General features: G+C 63.1%; 22 protein-coding genes. 16 read left to right on the plus strand and 6 right to left on the minus strand.

The features are described from left to right. The first annotated feature begins 32 nt into the window (after positions 1–32). The 5 genes from purM to VE26_RS17755 all read left to right on the plus strand — a co-directional run bounded on the left by purM (position 33) and on the right by VE26_RS17755 (position 3,127). Positions 33–1,109 (plus strand): phosphoribosylformylglycinamidine cyclo-ligase, encoded by a 1,077-nt coding sequence (purM, locus tag VE26_RS06545; protein ID WP_046104244.1) that lies wholly within the window; start codon positions 33–35, stop codon positions 1,107–1,109. Further along, positions 1,106–1,690, plus strand: a complete 585-nt coding sequence (purN, locus tag VE26_RS06550; RefSeq protein ID WP_052715724.1) for a phosphoribosylglycinamide formyltransferase — start codon at positions 1,106–1,108, stop codon at positions 1,688–1,690. The genes purM and purN overlap by 4 nt, the downstream gene beginning before the upstream one ends. A gap of 96 nt (positions 1,691–1,786) precedes the next feature. Then, positions 1,787–2,680, plus strand: a complete 894-nt coding sequence (locus VE26_RS06555; RefSeq protein WP_046104245.1) for a DMT family transporter — start codon at positions 1,787–1,789, stop codon at positions 2,678–2,680. Between the two features lie 48 nt (positions 2,681–2,728). Further along, on the plus strand, positions 2,729–2,938 hold the full coding sequence (locus VE26_RS06560) for a hypothetical protein (protein WP_152658743.1): 210 nt from the start codon (positions 2,729–2,731) through the stop codon (positions 2,936–2,938). Continuing rightward, positions 2,939–3,127 carry a hypothetical protein gene (locus VE26_RS17755; protein WP_152658744.1) on the plus strand — a complete coding sequence of 63 codons (189 nt, stop codon included), beginning with the start codon at positions 2,939–2,941 and terminating at the stop codon, positions 3,125–3,127. A gap of 30 nt (positions 3,128–3,157) precedes the next feature. Here VE26_RS17755 and gatB read toward each other — a convergent pair whose 3' ends face one another. The 5 genes from gatB to tpiA form a co-directional block, all read right to left on the minus strand. Beyond that, complete coding sequence (gene gatB, locus VE26_RS06565; protein ID WP_046104247.1) at positions 3,158–4,657, minus strand: Asp-tRNA(Asn)/Glu-tRNA(Gln) amidotransferase subunit GatB; 1,500 nt, start codon at positions 4,655–4,657, stop codon at positions 3,158–3,160. A 144-nt stretch (positions 4,658–4,801) separates the two neighbouring features. Beyond that, complete coding sequence (locus VE26_RS06570; protein WP_052715725.1) at positions 4,802–5,206, minus strand: GNAT family N-acetyltransferase; 405 nt, start codon at positions 5,204–5,206, stop codon at positions 4,802–4,804. A 114-nt stretch (positions 5,207–5,320) separates the two neighbouring features. Further along, entirely contained in the window at positions 5,321–6,949 is a 1,629-nt protein-coding gene (locus VE26_RS06575; protein WP_046104249.1) for a CTP synthase, read from the minus strand. 111 nt (positions 6,950–7,060) lie between these two features. Further along, positions 7,061–7,582, minus strand: a complete 522-nt coding sequence (gene secG, locus VE26_RS06580; protein WP_046104250.1) for a preprotein translocase subunit SecG — start codon at positions 7,580–7,582, stop codon at positions 7,061–7,063. 147 nt (positions 7,583–7,729) lie between these two features. Beyond that, positions 7,730–8,485 (minus strand): triose-phosphate isomerase, encoded by a 756-nt coding sequence (gene tpiA / locus VE26_RS06585; RefSeq protein WP_084620055.1) that lies wholly within the window; start codon positions 8,483–8,485, stop codon positions 7,730–7,732. 122 nt (positions 8,486–8,607) lie between these two features. Here tpiA and VE26_RS06590 point away from each other — a divergent pair, with 122 nt between their 5' ends. From VE26_RS06590 to lexA, 8 genes are all read left to right on the plus strand, one after another. Continuing rightward, on the plus strand, positions 8,608–10,479 hold the full coding sequence (locus tag VE26_RS06590) for a peptidylprolyl isomerase (protein ID WP_046104252.1): 1,872 nt from the start codon (positions 8,608–8,610) through the stop codon (positions 10,477–10,479). Positions 10,480–10,505: 26 nt separating this feature from the next. Further along, complete coding sequence (trpE, locus tag VE26_RS06595) at positions 10,506–12,014, plus strand: anthranilate synthase component I (protein WP_046104253.1); 1,509 nt, start codon at positions 10,506–10,508, stop codon at positions 12,012–12,014. Positions 12,015–12,146: 132 nt separating this feature from the next. Further along, positions 12,147–12,746, plus strand: coding sequence for an anthranilate synthase component II (locus VE26_RS06600; RefSeq protein ID WP_046104254.1), 600 nt, complete (start codon positions 12,147–12,149; stop codon positions 12,744–12,746). After that, positions 12,746–13,765 carry an anthranilate phosphoribosyltransferase gene (gene trpD, locus VE26_RS06605; protein ID WP_046104255.1) on the plus strand — a complete coding sequence of 340 codons (1,020 nt, stop codon included), beginning with the start codon at positions 12,746–12,748 and terminating at the stop codon, positions 13,763–13,765. The genes VE26_RS06600 and trpD overlap by 1 nt, the downstream gene beginning before the upstream one ends. Then, positions 13,762–14,577 (plus strand): indole-3-glycerol phosphate synthase TrpC, encoded by an 816-nt coding sequence (gene trpC, locus VE26_RS06610; protein ID WP_046104256.1) that lies wholly within the window; start codon positions 13,762–13,764, stop codon positions 14,575–14,577. Before trpD ends, trpC begins: the two co-directional genes overlap by 4 nt. Further along, on the plus strand, positions 14,574–15,056 hold the full coding sequence (gene moaC, locus VE26_RS06615) for a cyclic pyranopterin monophosphate synthase MoaC (protein WP_046104257.1): 483 nt from the start codon (positions 14,574–14,576) through the stop codon (positions 15,054–15,056). The genes trpC and moaC overlap by 4 nt, the downstream gene beginning before the upstream one ends. Next, positions 15,053–16,255: a molybdopterin molybdotransferase MoeA gene (locus tag VE26_RS06620; protein WP_046104258.1), complete on the plus strand. Its 1,203-nt coding sequence runs from the start codon at positions 15,053–15,055 to the stop codon at positions 16,253–16,255. The genes moaC and VE26_RS06620 overlap by 4 nt, the downstream gene beginning before the upstream one ends. A gap of 82 nt (positions 16,256–16,337) precedes the next feature. After that, positions 16,338–17,054, plus strand: a complete 717-nt coding sequence (gene lexA / locus VE26_RS06625; protein WP_046104259.1) for a transcriptional repressor LexA — start codon at positions 16,338–16,340, stop codon at positions 17,052–17,054. 489 nt (positions 17,055–17,543) lie between these two features. Here the strand turns inward: lexA and VE26_RS06630 are convergent, their stop codons facing one another. Beyond that, complete coding sequence (locus VE26_RS06630) at positions 17,544–19,352, minus strand: IlvD/Edd family dehydratase (protein WP_152658745.1); 1,809 nt, start codon at positions 19,350–19,352, stop codon at positions 17,544–17,546. Between the two features lie 289 nt (positions 19,353–19,641). Here VE26_RS06630 and VE26_RS06635 point away from each other — a divergent pair, with 289 nt between their 5' ends. From VE26_RS06635 to VE26_RS06645, 3 genes are read left to right on the plus strand one after another with little or no spacing between them, the layout of a single operon-like run. Further along, positions 19,642–20,574, plus strand: a complete 933-nt coding sequence (locus VE26_RS06635) for a 2-dehydro-3-deoxygalactonokinase (protein ID WP_046104260.1) — start codon at positions 19,642–19,644, stop codon at positions 20,572–20,574. Further along, positions 20,571–21,182, plus strand: a complete 612-nt coding sequence (locus VE26_RS06640; RefSeq protein ID WP_046104261.1) for a 2-dehydro-3-deoxy-6-phosphogalactonate aldolase — start codon at positions 20,571–20,573, stop codon at positions 21,180–21,182. Before VE26_RS06635 ends, VE26_RS06640 begins: the two co-directional genes overlap by 4 nt. Then, positions 21,179–22,054, plus strand: a complete 876-nt coding sequence (locus tag VE26_RS06645) for an SMP-30/gluconolactonase/LRE family protein (protein WP_046104262.1) — start codon at positions 21,179–21,181, stop codon at positions 22,052–22,054. The genes VE26_RS06640 and VE26_RS06645 overlap by 4 nt, the downstream gene beginning before the upstream one ends. The last annotated feature ends 7 nt before the right edge of the window (positions 22,055–22,061 follow it).

The following is a 22,061-nucleotide window of genomic DNA, read 5'->3' on the forward strand; positions in this document are numbered from 1 at the left end:
GCCCGCAATCCCCAGCATTGGCATTGAGGCTCATGTCCGACGCGCAAAACCTGCCACCAAACGGTCTATCGTACAAGCAGGCAGGCGTCGACATCGACGCAGGAAATGCCCTTGTGGAAGCCATCAAGCCCGCTGTGCGCTCAACGCGTCGCCCCGGCGCCGATGGCGAGATCGGTGGCTTCGGTGGTCTGTTCGACCTCAAGGCCGCCGGGTTCAGAGACCCGGTCCTGGTGGCCGCCAATGACGGCGTCGGCACCAAGCTCAAGATCGCCATCGACACCGGCAGGCACGACACTATCGGCCAGGACCTCGTGGCCATGTGCGTCAACGATCTTGTCGTCCAGGGCGCCGAACCCCTGTTCTTCCTCGACTATTTCGCCACCGGTAAGCTGGACGTTACCCAGGGCACGGCCATTGTCGAAGGCATCGCCCATGGGTGTCGCCTGGCCGGCTGCGCCCTTATTGGCGGCGAGACCGCCGAAATGCCCGGCATGTATCACGGCAACGACTATGATCTTGCCGGCTTTGCCGTCGGCGCTGCCGAGCGCGACAATCTGCTGCCGCGCAAGGATATCGGCGCAGGCGACGTGCTCGTGGCCATTGCCTCTTCCGGCGTGCATTCGAACGGCTATTCGCTGGTCCGCAAGATCGTCGATATATCCGGCCTCGCTTGGGATGCTCCCGCACCCTTTGCCGACGGCAAGACCCTGGCCGAAGCGCTGCTCGAGCCGACCCGCATTTATGTAAAGCCGCTCCTGGCCGCCCTCAAAGACGGCCTTGCCATCAAGGCGCTCGCCCACATCACCGGTGGCGGATTTATCGACAATATACCGCGCGTCCTGCCCGAGCACCTGGCGGCCGACATTGATCTTGCGGCGGTGACCGTCCCGGCGGTCTTTGGCTGGCTCAGCAGGACCGGCGGCATGGAAGAGCGTGAAATGCTGCGCACCTTCAATTGCGGCGTCGGCATGCTGGTCGCCGTTTCCCCCGAGGATGCCGACAAGCTGGTTGAGAGCCTGACGGCTTCGGGCGAAATTGCCTCGATTGTCGGCCAATTGGCGGAACGCAACGGCGACGCCGTCACCTTCCGGGGCAAGCTCGCGCTGTGACCCGCAAAAAGGTCGCCATCCTGATTTCCGGCCGTGGCTCCAATATGGCCACGCTGATCGAGGCTGCACAGGCCGCGGATTATCCCGCGGAGATCGTCGGCGTGCTGTCCAACAGGGCCAGCGCCCCAGGCCTTGCGCTCGCAGCTTCCCATGGCCTTGCCACGGCATCGCTCGCCCAAAGCAAGTTCCCCAGCCGCGATATGTTCGAAGACACCATGACCCAGGTGCTTGAAAGCTGGGAAACGGAGATCGTTTGCCTCGCCGGCTTCATGCGCATCCTTGGCGAGGACTTCGTTGATCGCTGGCAGGGCCGGCTCATCAACATTCACCCTTCGCTGCTTCCCGCCTATAAAGGCCTTCACACCCATGAGCGCGCGATCGCGGACGGCGCGACGGAGCATGGCTGCACGGTCCATTTCGTCACCCCAGGCCTTGATGAAGGCCCGGCTATTCTCCAGGCCCGGGTGCCGGTCCTCGCCACCGATACGCCCGAGACCCTCTCCGCCCGCGTGCTGGTCGAGGAACATCGCATCTATCCCCAGGCCCTGCGAATGCTGGCCGCCGGTGAGGTCCACATCTGATCGTCCATCACTGGAATTGATCCGGTCCATCGTCAAAATCGGTTCGACCTGGTGCAGCGTCAGGAATAGCGTGCCGGCCTTTACGGAGGGGACGCCATGAGTCTGCGTGACTGGGCCTTGATCATCATGTTGGGCGCCATCTGGGGCTGCTCCTTCGTCTTCAATGCCATCCTGATCCGGGAGATCGGTCCGCTCTGGGTCACCTCACTGCGTGTCGGCATCGGTGCCCTCGGCTGTTGGGCTTTTCTGCTCGCCCTGCGCAAGCCGATCCCACGCGAGCCCAGGCTCTGGCTGCAGTTGGGCGCGCTCGGTGTCATTGCCTATGCCGTTCCCTTTGCGCTGTTCCCGCTCGCCCAGGCCCATCTCGCCAGCGGCATTGCGGCCATCATCAACGCCCTGACGCCGATGGTCACTGCCATCGTCTCCCATTTCTGGATCGGCGGGGAGAAAGCCACGCGCACCAAGTTCACCGGCGTCTTGATCGGCTTTGCCGGCGCGGCCATCCTGGTGTCGCCGGCGCTCGCATCGGGGGGAAGCTCGCAGCTCTGGGCCGTCGCCGCCTGCCTGGGCGCCACTCTGTGCTATGCGCTCTCGCTCAACATCACCCGCAGCTACAGGCATGTCGAGCCCACTGCCTTTGCGGCCATTGCCCTGACCGTCGCGGCCGTCATCGCCATTCCGCTGGCCTTGCTGGCCGAAGGGCTTCCCGTCATGACCCGACCGGAAAGCTGGGGCGCGGCACTCGCCATCGGCCTTTTGTCCACCGCCTTCACCTTCCAGATCATGTATCGCATCCTGCCGCGGGTGGGCGCCACCAACTTTGCCACCACCACCTTCATCGCGCCGATCTCCGCACTCATCATCGGCGTCTCCGTTCTCGGCGAAACCATCCTGCCCATCCAGCTTCTGGGCATGCTCGTCATTTTCCTCGGTCTGCTGTTCATTGACGGACGGGTCCGACGCATCTGGCGGGTGGGCCAGCCGGGTTAACGGCGGAACAATTCTCCCATCCCGCCGTTGGCCAGCGAGGAGATGACCATGCCCGAACCCAGACCCGACATCGATCCGCGCCCGATTCCCGAGATCGTGCCACAGCCCGAACCGCCGCAGCCTCAGCCAGTCGATCCGGTGCCGCCGGGACCCGAAGAGGCTCCCAGTCCCGACCAGCCGGTGGAAGAGCCCCTACCCCCGCGCGAACCCGAAATTGCGCCCGAACCCGGCCACGAACCGCAACCAAGAGAGGTCTAGATGACCGATCCGCATCGCCACGATCCCGATATCCCCCATAGCCACCCGGAGCCCGCGCCACCCATGCCGGTGCATCTGCCGACGGGCGACGCAGACAATCCCCACACTTCGCCGCTGCGGCATGACCAGGATACGGAAAGGCCCGATCCGGCATTGCCGCCGGAACCGGGCCACGACATCAATCCGTGAAAAAAGGCGGCGCTCAGCGCCGCCTTTGTCTTATTCGATGCCGAGCTTTTGCTTCATCAGCTCGTTGAGGGCCTGCGGATTGGCCTTGCCTCCCGAAGCCTTCATCGCCTGGCCAACGAACCAGCCGATCATCGTCGGCTTGGCTTTGACCTTCTCCACCTGATCGGGGTTGGCGGCGATGATCTCGTCGACGATCTTCTCGATAGCCCCCAGATCGGTCACCTGCTTGAGGCCGCGGCGCTCAACGATGTCCGCCGGATCCCCCTCGGGCTCCTCGCTGATGAGAATCTGCAGGACATCCTTGCCGCCCTTCGACGAGATCGTGCCGCCTGCGATCAGGTCGACGAGCCCGGCAATCTGGGCGGGCTTGATATGGGTTTCCCAAACGGCCAGGCCCTGGCTGTTGGCAAAGGCGGCCACGTCGCCGTTGAGGATGTTGGCCACGGCCTTGCCGTCGCGCTTGCTGCCGTTATGGGCGACGCAGGCCTCGTAATAATCTGCGGTTTCGCGATCCAGCGTCAGCACATGCGCGTCATAGGGCGTCACTCCATAATCGGCCACGAAGCGCGCCTGCTTCTCGTCCGGCAGTTCCGGCAGGTTTTCCGCCAACGCTGCGATGAACGCATCGTCGAATTCGAGCGGCAGCAGGTCCGGGTCGGGAAAGTAGCGATAATCATGCGCTTCTTCCTTGGACCGCATCGAGCGCGTCTCGCCGTTCTTGGGATCGAACAGGCGCGTCTCCTGGTCGATGGAGCCGCCATCTTCCAGAATGTCGATCTGACGGCGCGCCTCATATTCGATGGCCTGACCGGCGAACCGGATCGAATTGACGTTCTTGATCTCGCAACGCGTGCCGAATTCGCCGCCCGGACGACGCACCGAAACGTTCACGTCGGCCCGCATGGAGCCCTGCTCCATATTGCCGTCGCACGTGCCCAGATAGCGCAGGATGGTGCGCAGCTTGGACAGATACGCCTTGGCTTCCTCTGACGAGCGCAAGTCCGGCTTGCTGACGATTTCCATCAGCGCCACGCCCGAGCGGTTGAGATCGACGAAGCTCATGTTCGGATGCTGGTCGTGGATCGACTTGCCGGCGTCCTGCTCGAGGTGCAGGCGCTCGATACCGATCTCGATCTGCTCCCCATCGACGTCCAGCAACACCTTGCCTTCGCCGACGATCGGGTCCTTGAACTGAGAGATCTGGTAACCCTGCGGCAGGTCGGGGTAGAAATAGTTCTTGCGGTCGAACACGCTGCGCTTGTTGATCTGAGCCTTGAGGCCCAGCCCGGTGCGCACGGCCTGTCGTACGCATTCCTCGTTGATGACCGGCAACATGCCCGGCATCGCTGCGTCCACGAAGCTGACATTGGCATTGGGCGGGTTGCCGAACTCCGTAGAAGACCCGGAGAACAGCTTGCTCTCACTCGTCACCTGTGCGTGCACTTCCATGCCGATGATGATTTCCCAATCGCCGGTCGAACCGGAAATCAGGCGCTTTTTGTCAGGGGTGCGGGTATCGACGAGGGTCACTTGGCAGTCCTGAGTGATATTCTGAATTCAGTCGAGTGCTTAGCGGGCTTGCCGGGGCGTTGCAACTGCCGGGACGATGCGAGAACGCATAAACCCCACGCGACCTGGTCTGGCGACGGGCAGGATCAGTCCACACCGCCCCATTCAACGCAGCCTGCGGTGAAAACGAGTATAGTTGTCGAAGCGGGATATCGCTTCAAATCCGAGGCGCCCTAGAAGCCTCATGCTGCGATCATTGCCATGGGTGACACCCGCATAAATGTCGCTGGCGGCACATGTGTCGAAGGCAAAGTGCACGACCCGCCGAACCGCCGCTTGCGCCACGCCCCGACCGACATGCGATGCGGCTAACCAATAGCCCAGGCCATAAATTGGCGGCGCGACGCCGATGAGATCGACCCGCCCAATCATGTCGCCCGAAAGCAAAATACCGAAGCGATAATGGCGGTCGGGCTCGTCTGTCAGCCCCTCCGCGATATCCTCAATGCTTGATGCCACCAGATCGGCATAGTCGCCCCATCGCGTCAGGTGGTTTGCATTAACCTGCACTAGCCGAACAGACAGGCCGCATCGCTCGGCTCGAGCTGCCGCAATGTCACCTCTGGCATGGATGTCGTAAGGGTCAGAATGGACAAGTCCAGACCCTCACGGCCTCATGCACGTTTAAACCAGACGGCTCTGGTCCATCGCTGCGGCGATGAAGCTGGTGAACAGCGGATGCGGCTCGAACGGCTTGGATTTCAGCTCGGGATGGAATTGCACGCCGATGAACCACGGATGGTCAGTGCGCTCGACGATTTCAGGCAGCTTGCCGTCGGGCGAGACGCCGGAGAACAGCAGGCCGTTCTTTTCCAGCACCTTGCGGTAGTCCATGTTCACCTCGTAGCGGTGACGATGGCGTTCCGAGATCCGGGTCGAGCCATAGATGTCGGCAACGCGCGAGCCGCGCGTGAGCTGTGCCGGATAGGCGCCCAGGCGCAGCGTGCCGCCGAGATCGCCATCCGACGCGCGGCTTTCCGTTTCGTTGCCCTTCACCCACTCGGTCATCATGCCCACGATAGGCTCCTTGGTGGGCCCGAATTCGGTGGAAGATGCCGACTTGATTCCCGCCGTATTCCGGGCTGCTTCGATACAGGCCATCTGCATCCCGAAACAGATACCGAAATAAGGCACGTCCTTGGTGCGGGCAAAACGGGCCGCTTCGATCTTGCCGGCCGAGCCGCGCTCGCCGAAACCGCCCGGCACGAGGATGCCATGCACATGCTCAAGATAGGGCGCGGGATCGTCCCGCTCAAACACTTCCGAGTCGATCCATTGCAGGTTGACCTTGACCTTATTGGCGATACCCCCATGGGTCAGCGCTTCGGACAGCGACTTATAGGCATCCTTGAGGCCGGTATACTTGCCCACGATGGCGATATTGACCTCGCCCTCGGGATTGTGGTGGCGGCGCGACACCTCTTCCCAAGCCGACATGTCCGGCTCGGGCGCATCGGTGATGCCGAGCGCTGCCAGGATTTCGCGGTCGAGACCTTCCTGGTGATAAGCCATGGGCACGTCATAGATCGACCCGACGTCGAGCCCCTGAATGACCGCGGTTTCGCGCACATTGCAGAACAGCGAGAGTTTCTTCTTCTCGCCCTCGGGGATGGGGCGGTCGCAGCGCACCAGCAGCACGTCCGGCGCAATGCCGATCGAGCGCAATTCCTTGACCGAATGCTGGGTCGGCTTGGTCTTCAGTTCCCCCGCCGATGGAATATAGGGCATCAGCGTGAGGTGGAGATAGGCGGCGTGTCCGCGCGGCAGGTCATTGCCCAGCTGGCGGATCGCCTCGAAGAACGGAAGCCCCTCGATATCGCCGACCGTGCCGCCAATCTCGACCAGAACGAAATCGAAGTCCTCATTGCCATCGAGAACGAAATTCTTGATCGCGTCGGTCACATGCGGAATGACCTGCACCGTGGCGCCCAGGAACTCCCCCTTGCGCTCCTTGGCCAGCAGGTCCGAATAGATGCGACCAGTTGTGATATTGTCGCGCTTGTTCGCCGACCGACCTGTGAAGCGCTCGTAATGCCCCAGGTCCAGGTCGGTTTCCGCACCGTCATCGGTGACGAAAACCTCGCCATGCTGGGTCGGCGACATCGTGCCGGGATCGACATTGAGATAGGGGTCGAGCTTGCGCAGGCGGACCTTGTAGCCGCGAGCCTGCAGCACGGCGCCGAGCGCCGCCGAAGCCAAACCTTTGCCAAGGGAGGAAACCACGCCTCCGGTGATGAAAACGTACCGAGCCATGGGCGATCACCATAAGCATATCAACAACGATTCGCAGAGGGGTCATCCCGCTCTACACAAAAAGAAGAAGGGGATGTTGCCATCCCCTTTTTCGCTACGCCTTGCGGCGGATTAGTTACCCGTCGGCGCCGCCGGCGCTGTCTCTGTGCCCGCAGGAGCCTCTGGCGCCGGAGCCGTCACTGCCGCGGGAGCCTCGGGCGTCGGCGCGGTTGCGGCAGGTGCTTCCACTTCAGCGGGCGCAGCCGGGACCGGCAGGTCGGTGCCCGTGCTCTGCGCAGGAGCAGCCGGTGTCTCTGACTGGGCAGGAACGGGAAGGTCGCCTTGAAGGGCATTGAGCGCGTCGAGCACGGTGCTGGGCTGGGCGCCGTCAGGCGTCGAAACAGCGCTGTCCAGAATGCTGGAGGTCGTGCGGTCGAGTTCGCTCAGGATGGTCAGGCCAATGGCCGATGCAAAGAACAATGTCGCCAGGATCGCCGTGGTCCGGGTCAGCAGGTTGGCCGATCCACGTGCCGTCATCATGCCATTGTTGCCGCCTCCGATACCAAGGGCGCCGCCCTCGGAGCGCTGCAGCAGGATGACGACTATCAGTGCCAGGACGATCAGCAGATAGGCGACGAGCAGAACATTGGCCATGTCAGTCTTTGTCTTCGCGTCAGGCCGGGGCCAGGCAAGATCAACCAGCCCCGGTTATGAAAGGATGCGGGGTCATACACCCCTGGAACGGCAAATACCAGCCGGTGGAGGCGATTATTCGCCCCAACCGATCAGCCTGCCATTCCGCTACACCGCGGAGATAATCGTATAGAAGTCCTTTGCCAAGAGGCTGGCGCCGCCGACAAGGCCGCCATTGACGTTTTCGACCGACAAAATCTCGCGGGCATTCTGCGGCTTCATCGAACCACCATAGAGAATCCGCAACGCGTCGCCGCGCTCCTGGCCGAACCGTTCGCACAATGCAGCACGAATAGTGCCGTGCATGCTGGCAATGTCTTCCAGTGTCGGCGTGCGGCCGGTGCCGATGGCCCAGACTGGCTCGTAGGCGACAACGATGTCGTGCTGCCCGGCAGCGTCCGGAATGGATGCGGCCAACTGGCGCGCCACGACGGCTTCGGCCTCACCGGCATCGCGCTCCGCCTCGGTTTCACCGACGCAGATGATCGGGCGCAACCCGGCGCCGATCCCCGCCTCGGCCTTGGCGCAGACCACGGCGTCCGTTTCGCCGTGATGGGCACGGCGTTCCGAATGGCCCACGATGACGAATTGGGCTCCGGCATCGGCCAGCATGCTGGCCGAAATGTCCCCGGTATGGGCGCCCGAGGCTTCTGCATGGCAATCCTGCCCTCCGGCAAGGATGCCGCTGGAGGCTCCCTGCGCGGCAACGCTCGCCAGCAACGTTGCGGGAGGACACACGACGACGACGGCACGCGGAGCCGCGCCGGTGGTCAGAAGCCGTGCCAGCTCGGCCAACTCGTCGAGCGAGTGGGTGAGCCCGTTCATCTTCCAGTTTCCGGCGATCAGCGGTGATATGGTCGTCAATCTTGCTACTCCTGCCTCTTGCGCCGGAGAGGGGTTTGCCCTAACCCCGGCAGTCGAATTGTCTTACTAGTCCAGGCTTCGCCCCAGGGTAAAGTCTCGGACCCCAAACTGGAACGTTCGAAATGCTCGATGGTTTGCGTGACTTTGCAAAATCCTGGCCGGGAAAGATCCTTGGAGCATTTCTGCTCGTGGGCGTTGCCGGCTTCGGGATCAACAATGTCATTGTCGATCTGGGCAGCAATACCGTGGCCCGCGTCGGCAACGAGGAAATCAACTCGCGTGAATTCCTGCGGGCGTACCAAACCCAGGTTAATGCCATTTCGACCCAGTTGGGATCGATCCCCACCACCACGCAGGCGGAATCCCTGGGCATCCCCAGCGCCGTGCTGATGCGTCTTTCCGAAGGAGCCGCCCTCGATGGGCTCGCAGACCAGTTCGGCCTCGGCGTTTCCGATGCGCAACTGGCCCGCATGCTGCGCGAGGACCCCTCCTTCCATGGGACGCTCGGCACATTCGAGCCGGCCCTCTTCAGCCAGACGCTTCAGCGCGCCGGCTGGACCGAGGCCGAATATTTCGAAGCCCGTGGGGATGAGGCCCGTCGCGAACAGCTGACCAACACGCTGATGGCAGATGTGTCCCTGCCGGCCGTCGCCAGCACGCTGATCAACGACTATGCCTCGGCCACGCGCACCATCGATTATATCACGCTGAGCGAGACCAGTCTGGACCTGACGATCGAACCGACCGAGGAAGAACTGGCCGCCTATCTGTCCGAGCATCAGGCCGAATACCGCACCGTCGAGACCCGCCGGGTGAAAATTCTCGATCTGTCGCTGGCGTCGCTGGCCAGCACCATGCAGTTCGACGAAAGCGAGATCGAAGCCGAGTACGAACGCGTGCGGGACTCGCTGTCCACGCCCGAGCGCCGTACCATCGAACAGGTTGCTCTCAATGCCGATCAGCTCGCCCAGTTCGAAGCCGGCCTCGCGGCAGGAACCGATTTTGCAACTCTCGTGGCACAGACGGGCGTCACGCCCTCGACCTTGGGCACTCTGGCACGCAGCCAGGTGACCGATGCGCGGCTGGCCGAAACCGCCTTCGCGCTGCCCGAAGGTGGCTTTGCGATCATCGATGGCATTGGCGGTCGCCGCGCCGTGCATGTATCGGCCATCGAGGCCCAGGGGCAGCCGACGCTCGAAGAGGCACGCGACGACGTGATTACGCGCCTTGGCACCGCCACGGCGCGCACCGAAATCAACGAAGTGCTCGATCAGGTCGAGGAATTGCGTGCGGCCTTCCAGCCCATCGACACCATTGCCGAGCGCTTCGGCCTGCCGGTCTATGATCTCGAAGTGACCGCAACCGGCACGGAATTGTCCGCCCTGCCGAACCTCGCGCCGGAAGACATTGCGCGTGTCTCTCAGGCCATTTTTCGCGCCGAGGACGGACAGCTCATCCCCAGCGTGCCGCTGACGGGCAATGCTCATCTGTGGTTCGATCTCGAGGCAGTCGAGCCGGCTCGCGACCAGACACTCGATGAGGTGCGGGACCAGATCGTCGCCGCCATCACTGAAGAGCGGACCAATGAAGCATTAATGGCGCTGGGCGAGGAAATCGTCGGTCGCCTGGAAAGCGGTGAAGCGCTGGCCGATATCGCGTTTGAATTGAACACGTTCCCGCAGATCAGCTCCGCTTTCACCCGCTTCGGATCGGAAGATGGCTTCGTTGATGGCACGGTGGCCTCCGCGGCCTTTGCAGGCGGCCCCGATCACAAGGGCTCGGTGGTCAACGAAAGCGGCGAGTTCATCGTTTTTGACGTCGTTGACAACGCCGCTCCCGCCGCCGCGCTGGACGATCAGGTCATCGCCAATCTCGACAGCGAGGCGCGCAATTCCCTTTATGCGGAGTTCGTGGCTGCCCTGCGTGACGATGCCGGCCTGCGTGTAAACCAGCAGGCGCTGCGTCAGCTGCTCGTCCAGAACTTCGGCGAATAGACTTCAAACCAACGGAACCAGATCAAATGGGCGACGACTTTTCCAAGACCTTTGCCGCGCAATACGATGCCGGAAAGTCTGGACTTGTCTGGCGTCGCGTCGTGGCGGATCTGGAAACCCCCATCGGCACCTATCTCAAGCTGGCCGCGGGGCGCACGCATTCCTTCCTGCTCGAAAGCGTGCAGGACGGCACGACCCGTGGTCGCTATTCCATCATCGGTCTCCTGCCCGATCTGATCCTTAAGGTCGAGAACGGCGCCGCCGCGATCAATCGCCAGGCCCAGTCGTCCCCCGACGCTTTCGAACCTGTCGACGCCATGCCGCTCGATGCCCTGCGCAGCCTCGTGGCAGAAAGCCAGATCGACATGCCCGCGGGTCTCCCGCCGCAATCGGCCGGCATTTACGGCTATCTCGGCTATGAGATGGTCCGCTATATGGAAGTGCTGCCCAACGGCAACCCGGACGATCTCAAGACGCCCGAAGCCGTGCTGATGCGCCCCTCCCTGCTCGCCATTTTCGATACCGTCAAGGACGAGCTATATCTGACGGCGCCGGCCTATGTGCGGGCCGGCATCAGTGCCCAGCAGGCGCTCGAGGCTGCCGAAAGCCGGATCGACGACGCCATTGCCCGCCTGTCGCGCGCCTTGCCGACGACGCCCGCCTTGCCGGACCTCGAAGCCATCGAGGTCACCAGCAACACCTCGCGGGAGGATTATTTCGGCATGGTCGCCCGTGCCAAGGACTACATCACGGCCGGGGACATCTTCCAGGTCGTGCTCAGCCAGCGCTTCTCGGCAGACTTTACCCTGCCCCCCACCGCCCTCTACCGGGCGCTGCGCCGCACCAATCCCAGCCCTTATATGTATTTCCTCGATTTCGGCGACTTCGCGGTCGCCGGCTCAAGCCCGGAAATCCTGGTGCGGGTCCAGGACGGCGACGTCACCATCCGGCCCATCGCGGGCACCCGCAAGCGCGGCTCGACCCCCGCCCGGGACAAGGAACTGGCGGATGAATTGCTGTCGGACCCCAAGGAATTGTCCGAGCACCTGATGCTGCTCGATCTGGGCCGCAACGATGTCGGCCGCGTTGCCAAGACCGGTAGCGTTAAGGTTACGGACAAGTTCTTCCTCGAATATTATTCCCACGTCATGCACATCGTTTCCAACGTGGTCGGCGTGCTCGATCCGCAATATGATTTCGTCGACGCCCTTTCCGCCGGCTTCCCCGCCGGCACCGTCTCGGGCGCGCCCAAGGTTCGCGCCATGGAGATCATCGACGAACTCGAAACCTCGCGTCGCGGCATCTATGGCGGCTGCGTCGGCTATTTCGGCGCCGATGGCACCATGGACACCTGCATCGTCCTGCGCACCGGCATCGTCAAGGACGGCAAGCTCTATGTGCAGTCCGGCGCCGGCATCGTCGCGGACAGCCAGCCCGAGCTGGAACAGCTTGAATGCGAGAATAAGGCGCGGGCCCTGTTCAGCGCCGCCGAAGAGGCGCTACGCTATGCCGGCGAAGCGAAGGTGGGACAGTGAGCACGATCGTCGGCACACACCATGTCATCCCCGCATATGCGGGGCCCTCCGTTTTTCGATGGCGGGGTCAGCTCTGATAAAGAGGTTCCTGCAAGCGCGGGAACGACCCCATGGTTAGGAAGCAGCGCCCAAATGACCAAGACCCTCGTCATCGATAATTACGACAGTTTCACGTACAACCTCGTCCATTTCCTGGGCGAACTTGGCGCCGACATCACTGTGCGCCGTAACGACAAGATTACCCTTGAGGACATCGCCGTCATGGCGCCCGAGGCGATCGTTTTGTCCCCCGGCCCCTGCACCCCGAATGAAGCTGGCATCTGCCTTGCTGTCATTGACCGCTTCAAGAGTGAAATCCCGATGCTGGGCGTCTGCCTCGGCCATCAGGCAATGGGTCAGGCTTTGGGCGGCGACGTCATCCGCGCACCCAGCCTCTTTCACGGCAAGACCAGCAGGATCACCCACAACGGCAAAGGCATTTTCCGCGGCCTCAATGCCGGCTTCGAAGCCACGCGCTATCATTCGCTTATCGTCAAGGCCGAGACGCTGCCCGATGTCCTCGAAGTCACCGCCACCACCGACGATGGCCTCATCATGGGCATGCAGCACAAGTCCCTGCCCGTTCATGGCGTGCAGTTTCACCCCGAGAGCATCGCCTCCGAAAACGGCCATGCCCTGCTGCAGAACTTTCTCAACATCGCCCGCGACTTCAACAGCAGGAAGGCGGCGTAATGGACATCAAGTCGGCTCTGAACAAGATCGCGTCTCGCCGGGATCTGACCGGTGAGGAAATGCGCGGCGTCATGCGGCTGATCATGGCCGGGGAAGCCACGCCCAGCCAGATCGGCGCATTTCTCATGGGCATGCGCGTCAAGGGGGAAACCGTGGTGGAGATCGCCGCCGCGGTGTCCATCATGCGCGAACAGATGATCCCCGTTGCCGCCCCCGAAAATGCCATCGACATCGTCGGCACGGGCGGTGACGGCGCCGGAACGCTCAACATTTCCACCGCCAGCGCCATCGTCGTCTCCGCCGCCGGCATCCCGGTTGCCAAGCATGGTAATCGCGCTTTGTCGTCAAAGTCCGGCTCCGCCGAAGCCCTGCAGGCCCTTGGGGTAAAGCTCGATCTCAGCCCCGACGCCATTGCCCGCTGCGTCAGCGATGCCGGCATCGGCTTCATGTTCGCGCCCAATCATCACCCGGCCATGCGCCATGTCGGCCCGACTCGCGTCGACATGGGCACGCGCACCCTCTTCAATCTCTTGGGCCCCCAATCCAATCCGGCTGGCGTCCGCCGCTATGTCCTGGGTGTCTATGCCGAGGAATGGGTCGAGCCGGTCGCCGCTGCCCTTCTCGCCAACCGTGCCATCAAGGCCTGGGTCGTTCATGGCAGCGATGGCCTCGACGAGATCACCACCACCGGCCCGACCCATGTCGCCCAGATCGAGGGCGGCAGCCTCACCACGTTCGAGATCACGCCCGAGCAGTTCGGCATCCAGCGGGTCACGCTAGACGACTTGCGCGGGGGCGATCCGGCCGACAACGCAGCCGCGCTCACTCGGCTTCTCGATGGCGCGCCCGGCCCCTATCGGGACATTGTTCTGATGAACAGCGCCGCAGCCCTTTTCGTCGCCGACAAGGTGCCTGATCTTGCACAAGGGATCACAATGGCCGCCGAGGCCATCGACAGCGGCAAGGCCAAATCAACTCTCGCCCGCCTCGTGGCGGTATCGAACGGACGAGCGGAATGACCGACTTTCTCAAGCAGATCGAAGCTTATAAGCGCGCGGAAATCGCCGCCGCCAAATCCATGCGACCTTGGGCCGAAGTGGTTGCCGAGGCCCATGACCAGCCGCCTCCGCGCGGCTTTCTCAAGGCCCTCAAGGACAAGCGGACCAGGGGCGAATACGCGCTCATCGCCGAGGTGAAGAAGGCCAGCCCCTCCAAAGGACTGATCCGCGCCGATTTCAATCCGGCCCAGATCGCCCGCGACTACGAAACGGCTGGTGCGGCCTGCCTTTCCGTGCTCACCGATCGCCCCAGCTTCCAGGGCTCGCCGAGCTACCTGATCGAGGCCCGCGCCGCCACCAACCTGCCGGTGCTGCGCAAGGATTTCCTGTTCGAAACCTATCAAGTCGCCGAGGCCCGCTCCTGGGGCGCGGACTGCATCCTGATCATCCTCGCCGCCATTGGCGACGACGTGGCCCGCTACCTCATCGACGCCGCCAATGAATGGGGCATGGATGCGCTGGTGGAAGTCCATGACCGCATCGAACTGGACCGTGCCTTGGCGCTCGAATCGAGGTTCATCGGCATCAATAACCGCAATCTGCGCACCTTCGAGACCACGCTGGAAACCACTATCACCCTGGCGGCCGGCATCCCCGACGGCGTCACGCTGGTCAGCGAAAGCGGCATCGTCAACCACGAACATCTGCGCATGCTCGACGACCGCTGCGGCGTCGCCACGTTCCTTGTCGGCGAAAGCCTGATGCGACAGGAGGATGTCATTGCCGCCACGCGCACCCTGCTCAAGGGCGCTCCCGAAACGGTCAGCCCATGACTTCCCCGCGCCTCACCCATCTCAATGACAAGGGCGAGGCCCACATCGTCGATATCGGTGACAAGGCGGTTACGCGTCGCCGGGCTGTCGCGCAGGCACGCCTGTCCGGCCAGGCCGAGACCATCGCCACGATTCTCGAAGGCGGGCTCAAGAAGGGCGATGCGCTGGCCACGGCCCGCATTGCCGGGATCATGGCTGCCAAGAAGACCGCAGATCTCATTCCCCTGTGCCACCCCATCCCGCTGACCCATGTCAGCGTGGACATAAAAGCCGATGGCGAAGCCTCATTACTGATCCTCGCCAGCGCCGAAACCACCGGCCAAACAGGTGTGGAAATGGAAGCCTTGCTGGCCGCGTCCACCGCCGCGCTCACCCTTTACGACATGGCCAAGGCCATCGATCGCGCCATGGTCGTGTCCGATCTTTGCCTGGTCGAAAAGTCGGGCGGCAAGTCCGGCGATTTCGTGCGCACGTCATGAGCCTCCTGCCCGTCGAAGACGCCCTCAGGGCCATTCTCGCCCATGTGCCCGAAATCGTGGCCGAAGAGGTCCCTCTGTCTTCCGCGGAGGGTCGCGTCCTGGCCCAGCCGCTCCTCGCACGCCATGACCAGCCGCCCTTCGATGCCAGCGCCATGGACGGCTATGCCATGCGCGCCGCCGATGTCGCGGAAGGCGCACGCCTGAGGATCGTCGGGATGTCTCAGGCCGGCGCCGCGTTCGCCGGAAGCATTGCTCCAGGGGAAGCGGTTCGCATCTTCACTGGCGCGCCCGTGCCCGCCGGCGCCGATACCGTCATCATGCAGGAACAGGCCGTGCGCGAGGGCGATTTTGTCCGGTTCACTGCCCCTGCCCGCCTTGGCCACAGCATCCGCCCGCGCGGCAATGATTTCACCAATGGCCAGAGCCTCATCGACATCGGCACGCGCCTGACGCCCATGCGCATCGCGGTGGCCGCTGCCGCAAATGCCGCGACGCTCGCCGTCTCCCGCCGCCCGCGGATCGGCCTCCTGGCCACCGGCGACGAACTGGTTCTGCCCGGCACGCCCCTTGGCCAGGATCAGATCGTGGCGTCCAACAGCTTCGGCCTCGGCGCCATGCTCGCCCCCTATGCCGAAGCGATGACCGACCACGGCATCGTCGAGGACCAAGCTAACGCTCTTCGCGACAGGCTGGAGCACGCCTTTGCCGCCGCCCCCGACATTCTGATAACCACCGGGGGCGCATCGGTCGGCGAACACGATCTGGTGCAGGATGCCTTGAAAGATATGGGCGTCACCCTCGACTTCTGGCGCATTAACATGCGACCCGGAAAGCCGCTGATGTTCGGAACGCGCGGCAAGACGCTCGTCTTCGGCCTGCCCGGAAATCCGGTGTCGGCCATGGTGACGGCGTTGGTCTTCATCAAGCCGACCCTGCGCGCCTGGCTGGGTCTCGATGAGCCCGAGCATTGGCGTCTTCCGCTGGCGGCCGATACGCCGCCAAATGCCGCCCGTCGCCATTTCATGCGCGCAAGCCTGGTCCACTTGCCGGAAGGACCGCACCTCCTGCCGATTGCCCAGACCGACAGCGGCCACACCTCGTCCTTGGCGGGCGCGGACATGCTGATCGTGCAACCCGAGAACGATCCCGGCCAGCGCGCGGGCACGCTCGTTGAAGCCCTGCCCATCGACGCCTTCTAGAATTCCGCACGGGTTATTGCAGAACATAAATGGAACACTTATAGTCGTTCCGTCTATGTTCCGATTCTGGGGTCGAGGGCCGATGCTGACGCGCAAACAACATGAATTGCTGATGTTCATCCACGAAAGGATGAAAGAAAGCGGCATTCCGCCCTCCTTCGATGAAATGAAGGATGCGCTTGATCTGGCGTCCAAGTCCGGCATCCATCGTTTGATCACTGCGCTGGAAGAGCGCGGGTTCATCCGCCGTCTTCCCAATCGCGCCCGCGCGCTTGAAGTCGTCAAGCTCCCCGATTCGATGAACCCGTCCCTGGGCGGTCGCAAGGCGCGCTTCGAGCCCTCCGTCATCGAGGGCAATCTGGGCAAGGTGGCGTCCCCGCCGGCCCGCTCGGGCGGTCTGTCCGATGATTATGCCCGTCCGGTTTCCATTCCCGTCATGGGGCGCATTGCCGCTGGTACGCCCATCGAGGCCATTCAGAGCCATTCCCACACCATCGCTGTGCCGCCCGAAATGCTCGGCGCAGGCGAGCATTATGCCCTTGAGGTGCGTGGTGATTCGATGATTGAAGCCGGCATTTTCGATGGCGATACCGTGCTCATCAAGAAGCAGGAACATGCATCCACCGGCGAGATCATCGTGGCGCTTGTCGATGATGAGGAAGCAACCCTCAAGCGCCTGCGCCGCAAGGGCGACACGGTGGCCCTCGAGGCGGCCAACCCCGCCTATGAAACCCGCATATTCCCGCCGGATCGGGTGAAGGTCCAGGGTCGTCTCGTGGGCCTGCTTCGCAAATACTGAGCAAATGTCTGCGCTGTCGGAAAGGCCCGCCCATGGCGGGCTTTTTGCGTTTGCGCCCGATTGTCACCAAGCCACTTATCCCCGGCACCATTCGCTGAGCCTATCCTTGCGCCATTGCTTCCTGAAGCGCGGTCATGACGAGTGGTTGGGCGGCAATGGCAGGTGATGTGGGGTCGCCCATATCGAAGCCCGTTTTTCTCCCTGCAGACCCATAAGCCGGGCTGCGGATTGCCAGGATGGTGGCTGTCTTGCCATCTCGGCGACATCTTGCGGCAACAGCGCCGGAGATGAAGTCCAGTCGATCCGGTGCGGGCAGGCATGTCGGCACGGGGCGAGAGAAGCGGAACACTGGCCTGTCGACCCGGCGAGGCGGACGTCTCACCCCTTTTGCGCACCTTTTACCCGAGGCCACGCCTCGCCGGGTTCGCTTCGAAAAAAAAGCCGGCCCCAATCATCTCGGGGCCGGCCATATGTGATGGCGCGAAGCAATCAGTGATTGTCGCGCGGAATGCCTTCATTCTGGGCGATCCGCTGATACTTGACCGCCGGACGTAGAACCGCGCCGCTGCCGAGCTGGTCGACCAGCCCGCGCTGAATCTCCTGCCAGGGTGTCTGGTGCTTGGGGAATTTGTAGCCGCCATCGGCCTCGAGAGCCGCACGGCGTGATGCAATTTCCTCATCCGAGATTAGGATATCGGCTTCGCCCTTGTTGAGGTCGATCCGCACCCGGTCGCCGGTCTTGAGGATAGCGAGGTTGCCACCCGCCGCTGCTTCCGGCGACGCATTGAGAATGGAAGGCGAACCCGATGTGCCCGACTGCCGACCGTCACCGATGCAGGCCAGCGAATGCACGCCCTTTTTGATCAGGTAATCGGGCGGCCGCATGTTGACGACTTCTGCGGCGCCCGGATACCCGATCGGGCCCGCGCCGCGCATGAACAGCAGTGTATGTTCGTCGATCTCGAGCGAGGGATCGTCGATGCGGTGGTGATAGTCCTCCGGACCGTCGAACACCACCGCCTTGCCCTCGAACATACCCGGATGAACCGGGTCCGAGAGGTAGCGCTCCCGGAACTCGGGCGAGATCACGCTGGTCTTCATGATGGCGTTGTCGAACAGATTGCCCCGCAGCACCAGGAACCCGGCCTCCGCCTTGAGCGGATTGTCGAAGTGCCGGATGACCTTGTCGTCCTCGATCACCGTGTTCCGGCAATTCTCGCCGATGGTCTTGCCGTTGACCGTGGGCGCATTCTCGTGGATCAGGCCCTGGCCCATCAGCTCGTTCACCACCGCCGGAACACCGCCGGCATGGTAATAGTCCTCGCCCAGATATTCGCCCGCCGGCTGCAGGTTCACCAACAGCGGCACCTTGAGCCCGTGGCTCTGCCATTCGTCTATATTGAGGTCGACGCCGATATGGCGGGCAATGGCATTGATATGGATCGGGGCATTGGTCGAGCCGCCGATGGCAGAGTTGACCACGATGGCGTTGAGGAAGTTCTCCTTGGTGAGGATGTCGGAGGGCTTGAGGTCCTCGTGCACCATCTCCACCGCCCGCTTGCCGGTGCGGTACGCCATCTCCTGACGGTCGCGATAGGGCGCCGGAATAGCCGCAGAACCGGGCAGCTGCATGCCCAGCGCCTCGGCCAGAGAATTCATCGTCGAAGCCGTGCCCATCGTGTTGCAATAGCCGGTCGACGGCGCGGAAGAGGCCACCAGCTCGATGAACTTGGGATAATCGATCTCGCCAGCGGCCAGGAGCTGGCGCGCCTTCCAGACGATGGTGCCCGAACCGGTCCGCTCACCCTTGTGCCAGCCGTTCAGCATCGGCCCCACGGACAGAGCGATGGCGGGGATGTTGACCGTGGCCGCGCCCATCAGCATGGCCGGGGTGGTCTTGTCGCAGCCGATGGTCAGCACGACGCCGTCAAGCGGGTAGCCATAGAGAACTTCGACCAGGCCGAGATAGGCCAGGTTGCGGTCGAGACCTGCCGTCGGGCGCTTGCCCGTTTCCTGGATCGGATGCACCGGGAACTCGATGGCAATGCCGCCGGCTTCGCGAATGCCTTCGCGCAGGCGCTCGGCCAGAACCATGTGGTGGCGATTACAGGGGCTGAGGTCCGACCCAGTCTGGGCAATGCCGATGATCGGCTTGTCCGACTGCAATTCCTCGCGCGACACGCCGTAATTCATGTAGCGCTCAAGATAAAGCGCGGTCATGTCCGGGTTGTCGGGATTGTCGAACCAGGCGCGCGATCTCAGTTTGCGGCTGCCCGCGCCGCCAGTGTCTGCACTCATCATCATCATCCTAAATCGTCCGCATCCGGACTTGGAGGCCTTGCTGGAAACCCTTCTAGCACGCCAGCCGAACATGTGAATGTCCTCCGGCGAAAAAATCATACAATTCCTTCGGGCCGATGGAAATGCTAGACATCTGCCGCAGCGATTGCTCCATCTTACTGGCCGGCAAGCCAGAACCGGCCCGCCCGGGCTAGGACGGGAGCAAATTCTTCGCGGCTGGCGACGCGGACGCAGCGCCGCTAAAGGTGCCGCATGCCGGGACCATAATTATGGGTGAGGATCGAGTTTGACGACAAGCATCGAATGGGTGGCGGTGGATTGGGGCACGTCCAATCTGCGCGCCTGGGGTCTGGGCGCTGAAGGGGACATCGTCGCTTCCGCCGGATCGGATAAGGGCATGGGCAAGCTTGCGCCTGGTCAGTTTCCGGCCGCGCTGACGGACGTCCTGGCCAATCTTCCGCTGCCTGCGGGCCCGGTGGAGGTGCTGGTCTGCGGCATGGCCGGCGCGCGCCAGGGCTGGATGGAAGCGCCTTATCTCGACGCGCCGGCCGACCTCCTGGATCTGGCTGGCCGTGCGGTGCGTCCGCCCATGGGCGACATGCCGCTCTCCGTGTCCATCCTGCCGGGCGTCTGCCAGCGCCAGGGCGGTGAAAACGTCATGCGCGGGGAAGAAACCCAGCTTCTGGGCCTCTCCGAGCTTGTCCCGGGCTATGCGGGCATCGTCTGCATGCCCGGAACACATTCGAAATGGGCGGTGCTGAACGGCACGCATATCGCCCGCTTCACCACCGCCATGACAGGCGAGATGTTCGACCTGCTCAAGACCCATTCCGTCTTGCGACATTCGCTCTCCGGTCCGCTCGACGACGCCGAGCGGGACGATGGGTTCGATAGCGGCGCCCGCGAAGGCCTCAATCATCCCGAGGACCTGCTGGGCCGCCTGTTCAAGGTCCGCGCAGGAATGCTCCTCTCCGACCGCAGCCCCCCCTGGAGCGCGGGCTATCTTTCCGGCCTGCTGATCGGAACGGAAATCGCTGCCAACCGTAACCAGTTCGGCACCGATCCGGTGCCGCTGATCGGCTCGACCGTACTCTGCAGGCTTTATGCCCGCGTCCTGGACATGGCTGGCGCCAGCGGTCGCCCGATCGACGCGACAGAGGCTGTGCTCGCCGGTCTCAGGCTCGCCCATGCCCGACTGCACCAAGGAAAATCGTCATGACTCATCGCCACATCATCGCCATCCTGCGGGGCATCACCACCGCAGAAGCGGTGCCTGTCTGTACCGCGCTGGTCGATGCCGGCATCACGCTGATCGAAGTACCGCTCAATTCTCCCAATGCTGTCGAGAGCATCAGCAAGGCTGCACAGGCGCTCGCTGACCGCGCCGAGATCGGCGCCGGCACCGTGCTCTCGCCAGAAGATGTACGAGCCGTAGCCGGCGCGGGCGGCACCTTCATCGTCTCGCCCGATACCAATCCGGCCGTAATCGCCGAAACGGTCTCGCTCGGGCTCAAGTCCTATCCCGGCGTCTTCTCCCCCACCGACGCCTTCGCCGCGATCCGCGCCGGTGCCACGGGGCTCAAGTTCTTTCCCGCCGAAATCCTGGGCGCCAAAGGCATCAAGGCCATGAAGGCGGTGCTGCCGCCTGCTCTGCCCGTCTATGCCGTGGGCGGCGCCAATCCCGACAATTTCCACGAATTCTTCGCCGTGGGTTGCACCGGCTTCGGTCTGGGCACCTACCTCTTCAAGCCGGGCATGAGTGTCGCCGAAGTCGCCGACCGGGCCGCCCTGGCCGTTGCCGCCTACGACAAGGGAGCCAATGCGTGACCGATACAGCAAAACTTCTCATCGACAGCCAGTGCGCCTTGGGCGAAGGCCCTTTCTGGCATGATGGCCGCCAGCAGATCTTCTGGTTCGACATCAACAATCGCACCCTGTTCGCCGCCGACGAGGACGGGGAAGCCAAAGGCGAGTGGCATTTCGACGAGATCGTGGCCGCAGCCGCGATCATCGACGATGAAAACCTGGCGCTTGCCGCGGAAACCGGCCTCAAGCGGCTCAACTTGACCACAGGCGCGGTCGAGCACCTCGTCGATATCGAGCGCGACGTGCCCTCCAACCGCACCAATGACAGCCGCGTCCACCCCTCCGGCGCCTATTGGATCGGCACCATGGTCAAGGATGAAGGCAGCAACAAAGGCGCGGTCTATCATTATCGCCGCGGCAGCGTCAGCAAGATCATCTCCGACGCATCCATCCCCAACGCGACCTGCTTTACCGCGGATGGCCGCACCGCCTATTGGGCCGATACCCCCACACAGAAAATCCTCACCTGCCAGACAGATCCGGAGACCGGCATGCCCCTGGGCGAATGGTCGGTCTTTGCCGATGTCGCGGACCATCGCGGTTATCCCGATGGCGCCGTGCTCGATAGCGAAGGCTATCTCTGGAACGCTCGCTGGGGCGGAAGCTGCGTCATCCGCTATGCTCCCGATGGCACGATCGACCGCATCGTCGAACTGCCGGTGAGCCAGGTCACCTGCCCGGCTTTCGGGGGTCGCGACCTCAAGCGCCTCTATATCACCACGGCCAACAAGACCATGTCGCCCGAGCAGTTGGCCAAGGAAAAGGTCGCCGGTGGCCTGTTCTACATCGACCTTGATGTCGCCGGCCTGCCCGAAGCGCGCATCCAACTCTGAGACCAAC

Source organism: Devosia chinhatensis (genome assembly GCF_000969445.1).
Taxonomy (GTDB): Bacteria; Pseudomonadota; Alphaproteobacteria; order Rhizobiales; family Devosiaceae; genus Devosia; species Devosia chinhatensis.